Source organism: Singulisphaera sp. GP187 (assembly GCF_900129635.1).
Classification (GTDB): Bacteria; Planctomycetota; Planctomycetia; order Isosphaerales; family Isosphaeraceae; genus Singulisphaera.
Genome location: NZ_FSRB01000002.1, coordinates 392,974 through 412,288, shown reverse-complemented (window position 1 = coordinate 412,288; position 19,315 = coordinate 392,974). Strand labels below are relative to the sequence as shown.

Below are 19,315 nucleotides of genomic sequence, written 5' to 3'. Positions count from 1 at the left end.
CAACAGCGTCGGCGCGAAAAGGGGAAGTCACTTGAATTCGTCGGTCGATCCAACCCAACCGGTGCCGGTGGCGATCATCGGAATGGGCTGCCTGTTTCCCAAGGCCGAAGACCTGTCGCGCTACTGGGCCAACATCCGCGACCGGCTCGACGCGATCACCGAGGTCCCGCCCACCCACTGGCGGCCCGAAGACTACTGGGACGGCGATCCCAAAGCCCCCGACATGACCTACGCCAGGCGCGGCGGCTACCTCGACCCGGTCGACTTCCCCGCCCTCGAGTTCGGCATCGCCCCCAATAACATCGAGGCGACCGACACCACCCAGCTCCTCGGCCTGCTCGTCGCCCGCGAAGCACTCAAGGACGCCGGCTACGGACCGGGCCGGACCTTTGACCGCAACCGGGTCAGCGTGATCCTTGGCGTCACCGGCACCCTCGAGTTGGTGATCCCCCTGGGCGCCCGGCTCGGACACCCGATCTGGCGCCGCGCGCTCAAGGCCGCAGGGGTCGCCGACGACACCGCCGAAACGGTCGTCCAAGGGATCGCCGACTCCTACGTCGCCTGGCAGGAGAACTCGTTCCCCGGCCTGCTCGGCAACGTCGCCGCCGGCCGGATCGCCAACCGGCTCGACCTCGGCGGCACCAACTGCGTCGTCGACGCCGCCTGCGCCAGCTCCCTCGGCGCCGTCCACCTGGCCGTGCTCGAACTCGCCGCCCGCCGGTCCGATATCGTCCTGACCGGCGGTCTCGACACGTTCAATGACATTTTCATGTACATGTGCTTCAGCAAGACCCCCGCGCTGTCGCCGACCGGCGACGCCCGGCCGTTCGACGCGGCGGGGGACGGCACGGCCTTGGGCGAAGGGCTGGGGATCCTGGCGCTCAAGCGGCTCGACGACGCCCAACGCGACGGCGACAAGATCTACGCGGTGATCCGCTCGGTCGGCTCGTCGAGCGACGGCAAGGTCGGGGCGGTCTACGCGCCCAGCTCGGCGGGACAGGTCAAGGCGCTGAACCAGGCGTACGAGCTGGGAGGGATCTCGCCGGCTTCGATCGAGCTGCTCGAGGCGCACGGCACCGGGACCAAGGTCGGGGACGCGGTCGAGATGGCCGCGCTCAATGAGGTCTACCGCAAGGCCGACGCCGAGCAGACCTGGTGCGCCCTGGGGTCGGTCAAGTCGCAGATCGGCCATACCAAGGCGGCGGCGGGGGCCGCGGGCCTGATCAAGGCCGCGCTCGCCTTGCACCACAAGGTGCTCCCCCCCACGGCCAAGGTGACCCAGCCGATCGCGGGGGCCGAACCGGGGACTTCGCCCTTCTACATCAACACCGAGGCACGCCCCTGGATGCCGCGTGCCGACCATCCGCGCCGCGCCGCGGTGAGCGCCTTCGGCTTCGGCGGCAGCAACTTCCACTGCGTTCTCGAAGAAGTGGAAGCCGAGAAAGCGGTCGTCGACTGGGATGGCGACGTCCAGATCCTCGCCGTCTCGGCCGCCCGTCAAGACGCCCTGCTCGACGCACTCAAGGCCTGGCCGCGCGACCTGGCCTGGCCAGTCTTGCGGGTCGAGGCTGGCCGCGCGCGGGCTCGATTCCAGAGCGACGACCCTTATCGACTCGCGATCGTCGTCGAGCGTGGCAAGGCCGACCTGGGAAGCTTGCTGGACCAAGCCCGGTCCCTGGTGGAGCGCGGACCGGCGGGCACGCCTCACTCGGGGAATGGCAACGGCAACGGTAACGGCACGGCCCATGCTCGCCCCCCCGAGGGGATTTACTACGCGACCGGCCCCGCGGCCGGCGGCCTGGCGATGCTCTTCCCCGGACAAGGGGCGCAGCACGCCGGGATGCTCCGGGGCCTGGCTTGCCGGTTCCCGCAGGTCCACGACGCCCTGGCCGAAGCCAACAGCGTCCCCTTGGATGACGGCCGGCGGCTGGTGGATCTCGTCTTCCCGCACCCGGCCTTCTCCGAGGCGCAGGCCGAGGTCCAGGAGACCGCGCTCCGCGCGACCGAGGTGGCCCAACCGGCCCTGGGGGCGATGAGCCTGGGCGTGCTCCGGCTCCTCGAGCATTTCGGGGTTCGCCCCGACGCGGTCGCCGGCCACAGCTACGGCGAGCTCACCGCACTTTGCGCGGCGGGCCGGTTCGACGCCAAGGCGCTCGACGCCTTGTCGCGACGGCGCGGCCGGCTGATGGCGGACGACGGCGGAGCAGGGGGGGCGGGGACAGGGGCGATGCTGGCCGTCGCCGCGCCGCTCGACCGGATCGAGGCAGTCGTCCGCGAGGCGAAGCTCGACGTGGTCATCGCCAACAAGAACGCGCCCCGCCAGGCGGTCCTCTCCGGCCCCGCCGACGAGATCGCGCGGGCGTCTCGCTTGTTTGAAGACCTGAAAATCACCGCACGTCCTTTGGCCGTGTCGGCCGCCTTCCACAGCCGGTTCGTCGCCGAGGCCCGCGAGCCCTTCCTCGAAACGCTTCGCGCGGTCCCGTTCACCGCGCCTCGAATTCCGGTCTACGCGAACACGACGGCAAGCCCCTATCCCGACGACCCCGACGCCGCCCGCAGCCTGCTCGCCGGGCAGCTCGCGGAGCCGGTCGAGTTCGTCGCCGAGGTCGAGGCAATGCACCGGGCAGGGCTCCGGACGTTCCTCGAAGTCGGGCCCGACGGCAAGCTCACCGGCCTGGTCCGCTCGATCCTTGAAGGCCGCGAGCACGCCGCCTTGGCGGTCGACGCGTCTCGGGGCAAGCGAGGCCATGTTTATGACCTGGCGCTGACCCTGGCGCAGGTTGCCGCCCTGGGACACCCGGTCGTGCTCTCGCGGTGGGACGACGGCGTCGACCTCAGTCCGCAGGCCGCTCGCAAGCCGAGCCTGACCGTCAAGGTCTGCGGGGCCAACGCCACGCCCACGCCCCCGACATTGCCTTCGCCTTCACTTGCGACCAAGCCGCGGCCGGCCTCCACGCGGCCCGCGACCCCCTCAATCCCTGCTGCGTCGGGCTTGCTGCCCGCGCCGACGCCTCCTGCTCGGATCGTTCAGTCGACGCCTGCCTCCGTCCCGGCTCCCTCGACCAACGGTGGCGCGACGGCCCATCACGGACGCAACGGAACGCACCTCGATCATCCCATGAATCCAACGAACGGCACCCACTCGCCCGCGCCGACCTCCGCGCCACAGCAACAGCCCCATCCCCAGCCGACGCCTTCACTCCGGTCGAATGATCCGGCCATGCTGGGCCAGGCACTCCGCAACGCGCAGGATAATCTGGTCGCCCTCCAAAAGCTCGGCGAACAGACCTCATCGTTGCACCGGCAGTTCCTCGACGGCCAGGATAAAGCGCAACGCACCTTCCAGACGCTCCTCGAGCAGCAGCAACGGCTGACCTACGCCTCACTCGGCCTGGTGGACCTCACGCCCACGCCGCCGGCCTACCAGCCGCGAACCGAGCTCCCTCGGGCACGCGACACGCAAGGGATTGAGCCCGCCGCTCCTCGGTTCCACGCTCAGCCACAGCCACAACATCAACCTCAACCCGTGCCTCAAGCGAAGCCGGTCATCGCTTCGCCCCGGCCCGCCCCGACGGTTCACGCCGCACCGGCGCCAGTACCGGCACGGGCTCCCGTCCCGGCTCCGGCTCCGACACCGGCTCCCGTCGCGGTCCCCGCGAAGGCCGATCGCATCCAAGAAGTCTTGCTCGCGGTGGTGTCGGAGAAGACGGGCTATCCCGCCGAGATGCTCGAGCCCGACATGCTCCTCGACGCCGACCTCGGTATCGACTCCATCAAACGCGTCGAAATCCTCGCCGCCTTGCAGGAACAGCTCCCCGAAGCCCCCGTCGTCAAGCCCGAGCACCTCGGTACACTCCGGACCCTCGGCCAGATCGTCGACTTCCTCGGCCAAGGGGGAGCCACAACCGCCGCTCCGGCCGTTGCGGCGGCGGTCGCCAATTCCCCTTCGGCTGAGATCGTCCGAGGGGTCTTGCTCGCGGTGGTGTCGGAGAAGACGGGCTATCCCGCCGAGATGCTCGAGCCCGACATGCTCCTCGACGCCGACCTCGGTATCGACTCCATCAAACGCGTCGAAATCCTCGCCGCCTTGCAGGAACAGCTCCCCGAAGCGCCAATCGTCAAGCCCGAGCACCTCGGCACGCTCCGAACCCTCGGCCAGATCGTCGACTTCCTTGCCGTGCCGGTCGTGACTTCGGTGACGGGTTCACCCGTCGTCGACGCGGCGCCCGCGACCGCCCAGGTTCAGGCGGTCCTGCTCGCAGTGGTGTCGGAGAAGACGGGCTATCCCGCCGAGATGCTCGAGCCCGACATGCTCCTCGACGCCGACCTCGGCATCGACTCCATCAAACGCGTCGAAATCCTCGCCGCCTTGCAGGAACAGCTCCCCGAAGCGCCAATCGTCAAGCCCGAGCACCTCGGCACGCTCCGAACCCTCGGCCAGATCGTCGACTTCCTCGCGCCCCCCGCGACTTCGGCTCCGACCCCGGTGGCCAACAAAGCATCCAAGTCTGCCGAAACGTCGACTCCTGCTCCGGCCAAGGCCGAATCGAGCCGGGCGACCGGTCGGCCGGCGATTCAGCGGCTGGTCGTGACGCGTGTGCCGCTCGAGTCTCGCGAGGAGAACGTGGCGATCCGAGTAGGGGGAGAGGTCTGGATCGCCGGCGACGACCGTGGGCTCGCCTCGGCTCTGGCCGCCCGGCTGATGGGGATGGGCTATCATCCTCGCCTCATCGATCGCGCCGAGATCGAGACGGTCACTCCTCCGGCCCAGCTCGACGGCTTGCTGCTCCTGGGGGCGACCGCGGATGAGGACGGCTCATCGATCAAAGAGGCCTTTCGATTGCTCCGGACCTGCGCCGGCAGCCTGAGACGGGCGGGGCAGCACTCGGGCGCCTTGCTTGCGACGGTCACGCGGCTCGATGGCTCGTTCGGCCTCGGCGGCTTACCGGCCGCCTCCGGCTCCGCACCGACCTCGGGCGGGCTGGCGGGGCTGGCCAAAACGGCCGGCCACGAATGGCCCGAAGTCGCCTGCAAGGCGATCGACCTCGACCCCGCGGTCGCAGGCCCGGACGAGGCGGCCGCCCTGCTCCTCGTCGAAATCTTTCAGCGCGGTCCAGGGGAAGTGGGCCTCGGTCCGGACGGCACGCGAACCACCTTGGAGCTCGTCGCGCGTGACCTGACCGGCACAGACCGTGACAGCTCGACCGGACTCAAGCCGGGCGACGTGGTCATCATTACCGGAGGCGCCCGGGGGATCACCGCCGAGGCGGCCGTGGCCCTGGCCGAGGCCCTGCAACCGACGATCGTGTTGCTCGGCCGTAGTCCCGAGCCGGTCTCCGAGCCCGACTGGCTGGCTTCGCTCGCCGACGAGGCCGAGATCAAGCGGGCCCTGGTCGCCCGCGCCAACGGCCATGCAACCCCGCAACTCATCGGGTCCCAGTTCCGCGACCTCTCGGCCAACCGGGAGATCCTCGCCAACCTCGAGCGGATCGAGGCCGCCGGATCGCGCGTGGTCTACCGCTCGGCCGACGTCCGCGACGCCCACGCACTCCACGCTCGACTGGATGAGATCCGCAACGAGTTCGGTCCGATTCGGGCCTTGATCCATGGCGCGGGGGTGCTGGCCGACCGCCGGATCGAGGACCAGAGCGACGAGCAGTTCGCCACCGTCTTCGACACCAAGGTCGCCGGCCTGCGGGCCTTGCTCGAGGCCACGGCGGGGGACGACCTCCGCGTGCTCGCCTTGTTCTCCTCCTCCACCGCGCGGTTCGGCCGAACCGGGCAGGTCGCTTATGCGGCCGCCAACGAGATCCTCAACAAATGGGCCCAGCGCGAGGCACGCGACCGGCCGTCGTGTCGCGTCGTCGCGGTCAACTGGGGCCCCTGGGACGGCGGCATGGTCACGCCGTCGCTTCGCCCGCTGTTCGAGTCGGAGGGGATCCCGCTGATCCCGCCCCGCGACGGGGCCCGCTACCTCGTGGAAGAGATCCAATCGACGACCGACCGGCCGGTGGAAGTCGTGGTCCTGGGACCCGGCAAGCCGCACGAAGCGGGGCCGTCGCACAACGGGACGAGCCATGCGAATGGGGATGGGAACGGGCGGCAGGCGGCCGCGAATCCCGGGCACGCCCCGATCTTCGAACGGACGCTCGATCTGACGACGACCCCGATCCTCGGGGCGCACGTGATCGACGGTCGTCCGGTCTTGCCGATGGCTCTGATCCTCGAATGGCTCGCCCAAGGGGCGTTGCAGCGGAACCCGGGGCTCGTGTTTGCGGGGATCGACGACCTCCGGCTCTTCAAGGGGATCGTGCTCCGCGACGATCGCCCGGAGACGATTCGCGTGTTCGCGGGCAAGGGGGTCCGTGACGGCTCCTCCTACAAGGTGCCCGTCGAGGTTCGCGGCACCCTGGGCGACGGCCGCGAGTTCTCCCACGCCAAGGGCGTGGTGATCCTGGCCGACCGGCACACGCCGGCCCAGCCTTCGATCGAGGAGCGCAATCTGCCCCCGCTGGCGGCCGGAGTGGCCGAGCTCTATCGCGACGTCCTGTTTCATGGCCCCGACCTCCAAGGGCTGGAGCGGATCGAAGGGTGCGACGAGTCGGGCATCGTCGCCTCGGCCGCGACCGCGCCACTGCCCCAAGCCTGGCTCGATCGGCCGCTCCGTCAAGCCTGGGTGACCGACCCCTTGGCCCTCGACTGTGCCTTCCAGATGCTGATCGTCTGGAGCGTCGAGCGGTCCGGCGTCGGCTCGCTCCCCACGTTCGTCGGCAACTACCGCCAGTTCCGTCGCGCCTTCCCGACGGACGGGGTCCGCATCCTCACGCGAATCACCGAGGCCGGGACCCATCGCGCCCGCGCCGACATCGAGTTCCTCGACGGCGACGGCCAGGTCGTCGCTCGCATGGGGGACTATGAATGTGTGATCGATTCCTCCCTGAACCAGGCGTTTCGACGCAACCAGATGACCCCGATCGGCTAAAGCCGTAAGCTCGCGTCTTGGAGGGTGGGCACGGCCCACCATCCCGTTTTGCCAAAAACCTGGTGGGCCGTGCCCACCCTCCAAAAGACGCAGCCATCGCTTCTGACAGTCGGTAAACGACTCTTCGCCACTCATCGACACCAAGAGCAATGCAGCATCGAGAACGCGTGGCGATCGTGGGGATCGGGGGAATCTTCCCTCAGTCTCCCGACCTGGATCGGTTTTGGGCGAACGTCGCGGGGGGAATCGACACCACGCGCGAGGTTCCGCGCGGCCGGTGGCTGCTCGACGTCGCCGATGCCTACGACCCCCGGGTCGGAGCTCCCGACCGGGTCTACTCGACCCGCGGTGGCTTCATCGAAGACTTCCAGCTCGACCCCAGCGGGCTCGACCTTGACCCGGCGGAGCTCGGGCGACTCGACCCGATGTTCCACCTCGCCCTCCACGCCGGCCGGCAGGCCTGGCGGAGCGCCGTGACCACCGAGCTGGACCGAGGCCGGGTCGGCGTCGTGTTCGGCAACATCGTGCTGCCGACCGAGACTTCGTCGGCCTTGGCCCGTGAGGTGCTCGGGCGGACGATCGCCGAGCAGGTCGGGGCCGTGGATCAGATAGCCGGCCGTGGCGAGCCGCTCAACGGCTACGTGGCAGGACTGCCGGCGGGCGTCCTGGCCAAGGCCCTCGGCCTCGGCGGGGGGACTTATACGCTCGACGCTGCCTGCGCTTCGTCGCTTTACGCCCTCAAGCTTGCGGCCGACGAGCTTCTAGCGGGGCGGGCCGACGCGATGTTGACCGGCGGCCTGTCGCGGCCCGACCCGCTCTACACCCAGATGGGGTTCTCGCAGCTCCGCGCGCTGTCGGCCTCGGGCCGGCCCTCGCCGTTCGACGCCCAAGGGGACGGCCTGGTCGTCGGCGAAGGGGCCGGGATGTTCGTCCTCAAGCGGCTGAGCGATGCGCTCCGGCACGGGGACACGATCCACGGGGTCATCGCGGCCGTCGGCCTCTCCAACGACGTCGATGGCGGCCTGCTTGCCCCCAGCTCCGAAGGTCAGCTCCGCGCGATGCGCTCGGCCTACGAGCGGTCGGGCTGGGACCCGCACGACGTCGACCTCATCGAGTGCCACGCGACCGGCACGCCGGTCGGCGACGCCGTCGAGTTCGCCAGCTTGCGGACCCTCTGGGGAACAGAGGGGTGGTCCGCCGGGCAATGTACGATCGGCTCGGTGAAGTCGAACATCGGCCACGCCCTGACGGCGGCGGGCTCGGCCGGGCTCTTGAAAGTGCTCTTTGCCTTTAAGCACAAGACGCTCCCGCCGACCGCGAACTTTACGACCCCGGCGCCGAGCCTGGAGGAACCAGGGAGCAGCCCGTTCCGGATCCTCAGCGCGGCCCAGCCCTGGCCCGCTCGAGCCGAGGGTCAACCCCGTCGCGCCGCGGTCAGTGGGTTCGGCTTCGGCGGGATCAACGCTCATGCCTTGATTGAAGAATGGGTTCCGGAGTCGGCGGAGCCCGTGGTGGACGCGGCGACCGAGTTGCCCTCGATCCCGGTTGCGATCGTTGGCATGGCCGCGCACTTCGGCCCCTTTCGAGGGCTGCGGGCCTTCCAGGAACGGGTGCTCGGCGGCGAGGTCCCGGGCGCACCGGCCGAGTTGACCAACTGGTGGGGTGTCCAGGACGCCGTCTGGTTCCACAAAGAACCAGGCGAGCGCGAGGTATTAGGTGAGCGGGGAGCGTTAGCTCCCTGTCTTCCGGCCGGCTCCAACGCAAATGACCAAAGACAGGGAGCTTACGCTCCCCGCTCGCCTTTGGGCGAGCGAAACAAGCCAAGGGGATACGGCATTGATGAGCTCGCGCTTCGGCCCGAGCGATTCCGGATTCCCCCGCGCGAGCTCGAGGAGATGCTGCCGCAGCAGTCGCTGGCCCTGCAAGTCGCCGCCGATGCGATCGCCGACGCCGGCTGGGACGATCGCCCTCGGCTCCGGGCGGGGGTCTTCGTCGGGATCGGGCTCGACCTGAACACGACCAACTTCCACGTCCGCTGGTCGATGCTCCCCAGCGCCAGGCGCTGGAACGACGAGCTCGGCCTGAACCTGACGGGCGACGACCTCGAAAGCTGGATTACAGACCTCCGCGACACGGCCGGCCCCCCGTTGACGGCCAACCGGACGATGGGGGCGCTCGGCGGGCTGGTCGCCAGCCGGATCGCCCGTGAGTTCCGGGTCGGTGGCCCGAGCTTCACGGTCTCCAGCGAAGAGACGTCGGGCACCTGCGCCCTTGATGTCGCCGTCCGCCTGCTCGGGCAAGGAGAGATCGACGAGGCGATCGTCGGCGCGGTCGACCTGGCGTGTGACCCACGCACCTTCCGCTGCGCCGATCGGGTTCACCCGTTCTCGCCGTCAGGCACGGTTCGCCCGCTCGACCCGAATGCCGACGGCACCGTCCCCAGCGACGGCGCGGCCGCCCTGATCGTGAAGCGGCTCGACGACGCCGTTCGCGATGGCGACCGGATCTACGCGGTCATCCGCGGCGTCGGCACCTCGAGCGGGGCCGATGCCACCGCCTATGAAACCGCCGCGCAGCGGGCTTACGCGGCCTCGGGAGTCGACCCGGCGAGCGTCGGCTACCTGGAAGCGCACGGCAGCGGCCGCCCCGACGAGGATCAGGTTGAGGCCGAAGCCTTGGCGAAACTCGGCTCAGCCTGGCCGGAGAAATTCTCGTGCGCCCTGGGGTCGGCCAAGGGAGACGTCGGCCACGCCGGCGCCGCGGCGGGCCTGGCCTCATTGATCAAAGCGGCTCTCTGCCTGCACCAGCAGATCCTCCCGCCCCTCCGCGGTGGCGAAACGCTTCGCCCCGAGCTGGCCACGGCGGGTTCCCCGTTCTTCGTACCGCAAGGCCCGCAATTCTGGCTCCGCGACCGCGCCCGAGGGCCGCGCCGCGCGGCCGTCAGCGCGCTCGGTCTCGAGGGGAACTGTCACCACATCATCCTCGAGGGCTTCGAGCCGAGGGCCGGAACGACCACGCTCGACCGGGCTCAGCCCCTCGGACCCCGGCACCTCGCCCTCTTCGCGGTCGAGGCGGACGACGAACCGGGCCTGCTCCGCCAAATGGAAGCGCTCGAGGGGCTCGCCGCCGAAAATCAAGGCCAGCCGATCGAAGCGTTGGCCCGCACCTGGTGGCAGCGCCACGCCGCGGATCCAGGCCGTCGGCTCGGCCTGGCGTTGCTCGCGGCCGACGCGGCCCCTGGACCGCTCGCCGAGTCGAACCGGCGGATCGCCTGGAGCTTGCCCGACCTGCTCGCCGACGCCCGCCAGCGGCTCCAACGCGACCCGCACGAGCCGGAGCCGCTCCGTCTGAAAGGGGATCGCGTCTTCCTCGCTCGTCATCCGCTCGGCCCCGACGCCGGGATCGCGTTCGTCTTCCCCGGCGTGGGCAACCACTTCGCGGGCATGGGCCGTGGCCTCTCCGCACTCTGGCCCGACCTGCTGCGAGCGCAAGACCAGGAGACCGGGTTCCTCCGCGGCCAGTTCTCACCGGAGACGTTCTGGAACGGCGATCTTTCCGAACCGTTCGCCGATCAGCGGGCACCGATCCTCGGCCAGGTTTCGCTGGGCGCGATGGTCAGCGACCTGCTCCGTGGCTTCGGCGTTGAGCCGCGCGCCACGATCGGCTACAGCCTCGGCGAGTCATCGGCCCTGTTCGCGCTCCGCGGCTGGACCGAGCGCGACGAGATGCTCCGGCGGATCCAGACCTCGCCCTTGTTCCGGTCCGAGCTGGCCGGCGCTTGCGAGGCCGCCCGCCGCGTCTGGGGATTGGCCGAAGGGGAACCGGCCGACTGGCTGGCCGGGATCGTGCCGCACTCCGCCGAGACCGTCCGCGCGGCGCTCGTCGGCCGCGAGCGGGTCTATCTCCTGATCGTGAATACGCCGCGCGAGGTGGTCGTTGGCGGCCGTCGCAACGACGTGCTCGACCTCGCCCGAACGCTCGGGGGTCGGTTCTTCCCCCTGCCGATGGTCAGCACGGTCCACTGCGAGATCACCCGGCAAGTCGAGCCCGCCTACCGCGCGATGCATCTCCTGAAGACCACGCCCCCCCCCGGCGTCCGGTTCTACAGCGGAGCGCGAGGCGAGTCGTACGACCTCGACCGTGAGACCGCGGCCGACGCGATCGTCGCGCACGCCATCGACGGAATCGATTTCCCGGCCGTCGTCGCTCAAGCCTACGAAGACGGCATCCGCGTCTTCCTCGAGACCGGCCCGGGCGGCTCGTGCACCCGCATGATCGGCAAGGTGCTCGGCACGCGCCCCCACCTCTCGGGCTCGGTCTGCGTGGCCGGCCAAGACCCGCTCACCTCGGTCCTCGAGATCCTGGGAAGGCTGATCGCCGAGCGAGTGCCCGTCAACCTCGCGTCCCTTTACGGGGTCGAAACGAACGTGGCCGGCGAACCGGCCGGCCGCGTCATCCGGGTCAGCGTCGGCGGCCGCCCATTCCCCTCTTGTCGGGTGGGCACGGCTCACCAATCTTCGGGAAACCTGCCGGAACGTCACGAATCACCGCCGGAAAACATGCCGGAACATCACGAGCCATTGCCTGAAAACATGGTGGGCCATGCCCACCCTACGGGAAACCTGTCCGAACGTCACGAATCACCACCGGAAAACATGCCGGAACGTTTCGATTCCTCGAGTCCCGCGCGCAATGGCCACCAGGGAACTGCCGCCGTGCCACAACTTGCCCTGGAGATCGACCCCTTGACTCGTCAGCTCGCGAGCAGCGAGACCGCCAAGGCCGAGGCGCACGAGGCCTTCCTCCGTGTCTCCGGAAACATCGGTCAGACGATGTCGAACCAGCTCGCCTTCCAGATGGCCTTGATCGAGGCGCTGATGGCCGAGCCCGCCGCCGCCACCATCGCCAGCCCGCCGATCGTTGAGGAATACGTCCCTCGAAGCGAAGCGGCTCAGGCCCCGGCGCCGGCCCTCGATCGCAACCAGTGTATGGAATACGCCATCGGCTCGATCGAGGCGGTGCTCGGCCCCGAGTTCGCGCCGATCGACGCGCACCCGACCCGGGTCCGGCTCCCCGACGAGCCGCTGATGCTGGTCGATCGGATCCTCACCATCGAAGGGGAGCCGCGATCGATGCAAGGTGGCCGGGTCGTCACCGAGCATGACGTCCTCCCCGGCGCCTGGTATCTCGACGGCGGCCGGATCCCGACCTGCATCGCCGTCGAGTCGGGGCAGGCCGACCTGTTCCTCTCCGGCTACCTTGGGATCGACTTCATCACCAAGGGGCATGCGGTCTACCGCTTGCTCGACGCGGTCGTGACCTTTCATCGCAGCCTGCCCGGCCCCGGTGATGTCATCCGGTATGATATCCACATTGATCACTTCTTCCGTCAAGGCGAGACGCACCTGTTCCGGTTCCGGTTCGAGGCGACCGTCGACGGTGTCCCCTTGATGACGATGAGTGAAGGGTGCGCGGGGTTCTTCTCCGCCAACGAGCTCGCCGCGGGCCAAGGGGTCGTCGCCCCCCGGCTCCAGCGCCAGACCCGGCCGAGTGGTCGGCCGGCCGACTGGGTCGAGCTCGTGCCGATGGCGGTCGAGTCGTACGACGCCTCGCAAGTCGAAGCGCTCCGGCAGGGCGACCTGGCCACCGCGTTCGGCCCTTCGTTCGCCGGACTCCCGTTGCACAGCCCGACCCGCCTGCCGGGAGGGCGGATGACCCTGGTCGACCGGGTCGAAACGCTCGACCCCAAGGGGGGGCGGTTCGGCCTCGGCCTGATCCGCGCGGAGGCGGACATCCAGCCCGACGACTGGTTCATGACCTGCCACTTCGTCGACGACCGCGTGATGCCCGGCACACTCATGTTCGAGTGCTGCCTGCACACGCTCCGGATCTACCTGGCCCGGATGGGTTGGATCGGCGAGCACGACCAGGTCGCCTGCGAGCCGGTGCCGGGCGTCGCCAGCCGCTTGAAGTGCCGGGGCCAAGTGATCGAATCCACGCGATTGGTCACCTATGAGGTGTCGATCAAGGAGCTGGGCTACGGCCCCGAGCCTTACGCGATCGTGGATGCCTTGATGTATGCCGACGGCAAGCCGGTGGTCGAGATCACGGACATGTCGCTCCGCATGACCGGCCTCTCGCGCGAGGCGATCGAGGCCCTCTGGGCGAATCGTCCGGCCGGGACGAGCCCGGCTCCGATTCAAATTCCGAGCGGCGGCGAACCGACCCCGCTGTTCGACTGCGACCGGATCACGGCGTTCGCCATCGGCAAGCCCTCCGATGCGTTTGGCGTCCCATACAAGATCTTCGATTCCGGCCGCGTGATCGCACGCTTGCCCGGCCCCCCGTTCCAGTTCCTCGACCGGATCACGGCGATCGCGGCCGAGCCTTGGAAGCACGTCGCCGGCGGCGTGATCGAGGCGCGGTACGACGTCCCGGCCGACGCCTGGTACTTCGCCGCCGAGCGGCAAGGGCGGATGCCGTTCGCCGTCTTGCTCGAGGCCGCGCTTCAGCCTTGCGGCTGGCTCGCCGCGTACATCGGCTCGGCCCTGACCAGCGAGGAAGACCTCAAGTTCCGCAACCTGGGAGGCTCGGCCGTCCAGTTCGTCGAGGTGACCCCCGCGACCGGAACCCTGGTCACGACCATCAAGATCACCAAGGTCGCAGGGTCCGGGGGCATGATCATCCAGAATTATGACCTTGAGGTTCGGGCCGCGAACGGGCAGCTCGTCTATCAGGGCGATACCTATTTCGGCTTCTTCCGCGCCGAGGCCCTGGCCGAGCAGATCGGCATCCGCGACCCCGCGCTCTACCAACCGAGCCCCGACGAGCGGGCCCGGGCCCAGCAACTCGCCTACCCGAGAACGCCTCCGTTCCCCGACGATCAGTTGCGAATGATCGACCAGGTCGATTGCTTCATTCCCGACGGCGGGCCGGCGGGACTCGGGTTCATCGAAGGGTCTCAGAACGTGGATCCCGGCGCCTGGTACTTCAAGGCGCATTTCCACCAGGATCCGGTCTGCCCCGGCTCATTGGGGTTGGAATCGTTCCGGCAACTGCTTAAAGTCGTGGCCGCCGAGCGCTGGGGGGTGGGAAGCGACGCGAGCTTTGTGGACGCCGCTCCGGACGTCCCGCATCGCTGGACCTACCGAGGTCAGGTGCTCCCCACCGCCGGCCGCGTGGTGGTCCAGGCCACGATCACGAAGGTCGACGACCAACGCCGCCGGCTCTGGGCCAACGGGTTCCTCACCGTCGACGGCCGGACGATCTTCCAGATGAACGACTTTACGCTCGGCCTCAACTCCTAAGCAAGCATCGGGGAGACTCTGATGAGATATTCGCGAGTCTATGTCGATGCGATCGGCTACGAGCTACCGCCCGTGGTGGTGACGTCGACCGAGCTGGAAACACGGCTGACAGGTTTTTATGAAGCCCTGCGGATTCCTCAAGGGCAGCTCGAAGCGCTGACGGGCATCGTCGAGCGGCGGTGGTGGGACGAAGGCTACCCCGTTTCCGAGGGGGCGATCGCGGCGGCGAAGCAGGCGCTGGCGACGTCGAACGTGAAGCCCGAGGAAATCGGCGTCTTGATTTATGCCGGGGTCTGCCGCGAGCTGTTCGAGCCGGCGACCGCCTGCCGGGTGGCCGCCGGGGTCGGGGTCGGCGAAGAGACGGCCGTCTACGACATCAGCAACGCCTGTCTGGGCGTGCTCAACGGGATGATCGACATCGCCAACCGGATCGAGCTCGGTCAGATCAAGGCGGGCATGGTCGTCTCGTGCGAGACCGCGCGCGAGATCAACGACATCATGATCGAGCGGATGATCCAGGAACCGACGATGGAGAACTTCCGCGAATCACTGGCCACCCTCACCGGCGGCTCAGGGGCGGTTGCAATGCTCCTGACCGACGGCTCGTTCTCGGAACCGAAGCGGCGGCGCCTGCTCGGCGGCGTGACCCACACCGCCCCACAATTCCACGCTCTCTGCCGCTGGGGCCTGGAGGCGATCCGCCCGCTCGGCGGCCTCCAGCAATTCATGGCGACCGACTCGATCTCCGTGCTCAAGCACGGCGTCGACCTCGGTACCCGGACCTGGTCCGCCTTCCTCCGCAAGTTCGGCTGGATGCGCAACCAGATCGACAAGGTCATCTGCCACCAGGTCGGCTCGGGGCACCGCGACACGATCCTCCAGTCACTGGGCATCGACCCGGCCAAGGAGTTCTCGAGCTTCCCCTACCTGGGCAACATCGGTACCGTCTCGCTCCCGTTGACCGCCGCGCTGGCCGAAGACCGCGACTTCCTCCAGCCCGGCGACCGCGTCGCCTTCCTCGGGATTGGCAGCGGCTTGAACTGCCTGATGCTCGGGCTCGAGTGGTAATCGCTCGTAGGGTGGGCACGGCCCACCAATTCCCGGATGGTGGACACGGCCGATCCCACATAAGCGTTCGGATTCGATTGAGATGCAGGACTACGAATGACCAGCGCCTTCGACGAATTTCGCCTGGCCCATCCTGGGCGTGACCTCGACCTGGGAGGCCTGCGCTACCACTACCTCGACGAGGGTCAGGGCGAGCCGGTCGTCATGGTCCACGGCAACCCGTCCTGGTCGTTCTACTACCGCTCGCTGGTCGAAGAGCTCAACGGCTCGTACCGGACCATCGTTCCCGACCACATCGGCTGCGGGCTCTCGGACAAGCCCGACGACTCGCGTTACCCGTACACCCTGAGCCGCCGGGTCGACGACCTCGAAGCGCTCCTCGACCACCTCGGGGTCAATAGCAACATCACGCTGGTGGTCCACGACTGGGGCGGCATGATCGGCATGACCTATGCCGCACGCCACCCCGAGCGAATCGCGCGGTTGGTGATCCTCAACACGGGCGCCTTCCACCTGCCCAAGGCGAAATCGTTCCCCTGGCTCCTGTGGATCTGCCGCGACACGCCGCTAGGCTCCTGGATGGTCCGCGGCCTGAACGCATTCTGCCGGGGGACAGCCTCCCGTTGGATCGGCTGCACCCATCACCCGATGTCGCGCACGGTCCGCGAGGCCTACCTCGCGCCCTATGACTCCTGGGCCAATCGAATCGCCATCCACCGATTCGTCCAGGACATCCCGCTCCGCCCGGGCGACCGCGGTTACGAACTGATCTCCGAAGTCGAAGATCGCCTCAGTGCGTTGGCAAGCGTGCCGATGTTGATCGGTTGGGGGATGAAGGACTTCGTCTTCGACCGCCATTTCCTCGACGAATGGATCCGCCGGTTCCCCCGGGCGGAGGTCCACCGGTTCCCCGAGTCCGGGCATTATATCCTCGAGGATGAGACCGAGGCGATCGTCCCCTTGGTCCGCTCTTTCCTCGCCAAGCATCCTCTCGAGCAAGACGCCCGGGCCCCCCGGGTGGAAATAAGCCCGTGAGCGAAAGCCCCGGTGCGGTCGTCTCCGTCTCGTAGGGTGGGCACGGCCCACCAAGGGGATTCCCGGGACAATCGTGATGGCGAAGGGGTTGCAATCAACCCGAGCCGACGAGAAAAAGACGAAGATGGTGGGCCGTGCCCACCCTACGAAACGAAGATCAGGCGTTTTGAACGAAGGAGACTCCGGTGGCGACGGAAGGGATCAGTCCGGTCCGAGGCGTTGAGTCCACCGGCACTGGCGCCAGCCCGGCCGTCGTCAACATCGCCACCCATCTCCGTGCGATGGCGAAGACCCAGCCTTACACGCTGGCGGCCGTCTGCCCGGCCGGCCGCGACCGCGCCGGCCGTGCGGCGCACACCCACTGGACGTTCCAGCAGCTCGACCGCGAGAGCGACGCCGTGGCGCGGCAGATCCTCGAGCGAGCCGGGATCACCCGAGGCGTTCGCACGGTCCTGATGGTCAAGCCGAGCCTCGAATTCTTCGCCTTGACCTTCGCCCTGTTCAAGATCGGCGCGATCCCGGTCCTGATCGATCCCGGCATGGGAATCAAAAACATCGGCCAATGCTTGGCCGAGGCCGAGCCCGAAGCGTTCATCGGCATCCCGCTGGCGAACCTCGCGCGGCGGCTGCTCGGCTGGGGCAAGGCGACCCTCCGAACCATCGTACCGGTCGCCCCGCCGTGCGCGGAATGGCATTCGCACAGAAACACCCAATGGCTTGAGGATAAATCGTACCCGATTGCCCCAACTCGGGCCGACGACGTCGCCGCAATCCTCTTCACCAGCGGCAGCACGGGTGTCCCCAAGGGGGCCGTCTACACCCATTCGATCTTCGAGGCGCAGGTGGCCGTGCTCCGCGACCTCTACGGCCTCGGCCCGGGCGAGATCGATCTCTGCACCTTCCCGCTCTTCGCCCTGTTCGCCCCCGCGCTCGGCATGACGGCGATCATCCCCGAGATGGACTTCACCCGCCCGGCGCAAGTCGACCCCGGGATGATCGTGCAGGCCGTCAAAGACTTCGGTGTGACCAATATGTTCGGCTCCCCGGCCCTGATCCGCCGGGTCGGCGACTACGGCGCCCGGCACGGTATCAAACTGCCGACGATCCGCCGGGTGATCTCGGCGGGGGCGCCCGTACCGGCCAAGGTGCTCGAGACGTTCGCCACGATGCTCGAACCGACCGCGGCCCTGACCACCCCCTACGGCGCGACCGAGTCGCTCCCCGTCTGCTCGATCGACAGCCACGAGATCCTCAGCGAGACCCGACACCAGACCGACCGTGGGGCCGGGGTCTGCGTGGGCCGCCCGGTCGGCAATGTTGTCGTGAAGATCATCCGAGTCTCCGACGATCCCATATCGGCCTGGTCGGACGATCTCTGCCTCCCCGACGGCACGATTGGCGAGATCGTCGTACGAGGGCCGGTCGTGACCCGCGAGTACGTCAACCGCCCCGAGTCAACAGCCCTGGCCAAGATCGCCATTCCAGGGCAGGGGGGGGATGTCTATCACCGGATGGGAGACGTCGGCTATCGCGACGATCAGGGCCGAATCTGGTTCTGCGGACGCAAGGCGCACCGCGTCGTGACCCCCGAAGAAACGCTGTTCACGATCCCTTGCGAGGCCGTCTTCAATACCCACCCGGCCGTCTTCCGCACCGCGCTGGTCGGAGTCGGCCCGCGCGAGGCGATGAGACCCGTCCTCTGCGTCGAGCGTCAGCGCACCACGACCGCGACCGGCAAAAACCAGGATCGCCCCCTTTCGAAAGAAGTCCTCCGCCGCGAGCTTCGCGAACTCGGGGCGAAATATCCTCATACGAAGGGGATCACAACCATCCTGTTCCATAAAGCGTTCCCGGTCGACATCCGCCACAACGCCAAGATCTTCCGCGAGAAACTGGCCGCCTGGGCGGCCGGGAGGCTGCAATGAACGCCCTGGTGACCGGCGGCGGCGGATTCCTCGGCCACGCGATCGTCCGGTCCCTCCGCGCGCGGGGCGACACCGTCCGCAGTCTGGCACGTGGCGATTACCCCGAACTGCGTGCCCTCGGCGCCGAGCCGATCCGCGGCGACGTGGCCGACCCCGACGCCGTCCTCCGTGCCGTCGACGGCTGCGACGTCGTCTTCCACGTCGCGGCCAAGGCGGGCATCTGGGGACCGTACGACGAGTATCACCGCTGCAACGTCGAAGGAACGCGCAACGTGCTCGCCGCCTGCCGAGCGCACGGCGTCCGCAAGCTTGTTCATACGAGTTCCCCCAGCGTCGTCTTCGACGGCCGCGACATGGAAGGGGTCAACGAGTCGGTCCCTTATGCCAGCCACTTTGACTCGCCCTATCCCGCGACCAAAGCCGAGGCCGAGCGTTTGGTGCTCGCGGCCGATGGCGCCGAGCTGGCCACCACCGCGCTCCGGCCCCACCTGATCTGGGGCCCCGGAGACAACCACCTGATCCCCCGCCTGATCGCCCGGGCCCGCGCGGGCCGGCTCCGCCGGATCGGCCGCAAGGATCATCTCGTCGACACGATTTACATCGACAATGCCGCCGAGGCCCACCTGCTCGCGGCCGACCACCTTGGCCCCGATTCGCCCAACCACGGCAAAGCCTACTTCCTCTCGCAAGGGGAGCCCTGGCCGCTCTGGTCCGTGATCAACGGCATCCTCGCCGCCGCGGGCGTTCCGCCGGTCACGCGCAGCGTCCCACGCGGGGCCGCCCTCCTGGCCGGCACCCTCCTCGAGCAAGGCTACCGCACCCTCGGACTGAGTGCCGAGCCGCCGATGACCCGATTCCTGGCCCACCAGCTCTCGACCGCCCACTGGTTCGACATCACCGCCGCGCGCCGCGACTTCGGCTACCATCCCACCGTCTCGATCGACGAGGGCCTCCGCCGGCTCGAGAAATCATTCCAGTCGCCCGGCCGGTAGAATCCC

General features: G+C 68.6%; 6 protein-coding genes. All 6 read left to right on the top strand.

Features of this window, described 5'->3' with window-relative positions; all coding sequences use genetic code 11:
- Positions 1-31 precede the first annotated feature (31 nt).
- The 6 genes from BUS42_RS26095 to BUS42_RS26060 all read left to right on the top strand — a co-directional run bounded on the left by BUS42_RS26095 (position 32) and on the right by BUS42_RS26060 (position 19,309).
- Complete coding sequence (locus BUS42_RS26095) at positions 32-6,982, top strand: type I polyketide synthase (protein WP_074311935.1); 6,951 nt, start codon at positions 32-34, stop codon at positions 6,980-6,982.
- Between the two features lie 149 nt (positions 6,983-7,131).
- Complete coding sequence (locus BUS42_RS26080; protein WP_083670641.1) at positions 7,132-14,289, top strand: beta-ketoacyl synthase N-terminal-like domain-containing protein; 7,158 nt, start codon at positions 7,132-7,134, stop codon at positions 14,287-14,289.
- Positions 14,290-14,310: 21 nt separating this feature from the next.
- On the top strand, positions 14,311-15,357 hold the full coding sequence (locus BUS42_RS26075) for a 3-oxoacyl-ACP synthase III (RefSeq protein ID WP_074311933.1): 1,047 nt from the start codon (positions 14,311-14,313) through the stop codon (positions 15,355-15,357).
- A 96-nt stretch (positions 15,358-15,453) separates the two neighbouring features.
- Positions 15,454-16,392: an alpha/beta fold hydrolase gene (locus BUS42_RS26070; RefSeq protein WP_074311931.1), complete on the top strand. Its 939-nt coding sequence runs from the start codon at positions 15,454-15,456 to the stop codon at positions 16,390-16,392.
- Between the two features lie 281 nt (positions 16,393-16,673).
- A complete protein-coding gene (locus BUS42_RS26065; protein ID WP_410001725.1) occupies positions 16,674-18,317 on the top strand; it encodes a fatty acid CoA ligase family protein in 1,644 nt (547 codons plus the stop codon).
- Positions 18,314-19,309 carry an NAD-dependent epimerase/dehydratase family protein gene (locus BUS42_RS26060; protein ID WP_074311927.1) on the top strand — a complete coding sequence of 332 codons (996 nt, stop codon included), beginning with the start codon at positions 18,314-18,316 and terminating at the stop codon, positions 19,307-19,309. Before BUS42_RS26065 ends, BUS42_RS26060 begins: the two co-directional genes overlap by 4 nt.
- The last annotated feature ends 6 nt before the right edge of the window (positions 19,310-19,315 follow it).

Bases quoted from the DNA above. Each gene is read 5' to 3' on its own strand.
- BUS42_RS26080 (WP_083670641.1), top strand. From the start codon at position 7,132: ATGCAGCATCGAGAACGCGTGGCGATCGTGGGGATCGGGGGAATCTTC.
- BUS42_RS26075 (WP_074311933.1), top strand. From the start codon at position 14,311: ATGAGATATTCGCGAGTCTATGTCGATGCGATCGGCTACGAGCTACCG.
- BUS42_RS26070 (WP_074311931.1), top strand. From the start codon at position 15,454: ATGACCAGCGCCTTCGACGAATTTCGCCTGGCCCATCCTGGGCGTGAC.
- BUS42_RS26065 (WP_410001725.1), top strand. From the start codon at position 16,674: ATGGCGAAGACCCAGCCTTACACGCTGGCGGCCGTCTGCCCGGCCGGC.
- BUS42_RS26060 (WP_074311927.1), top strand. From the start codon at position 18,314: ATGAACGCCCTGGTGACCGGCGGCGGCGGATTCCTCGGCCACGCGATC.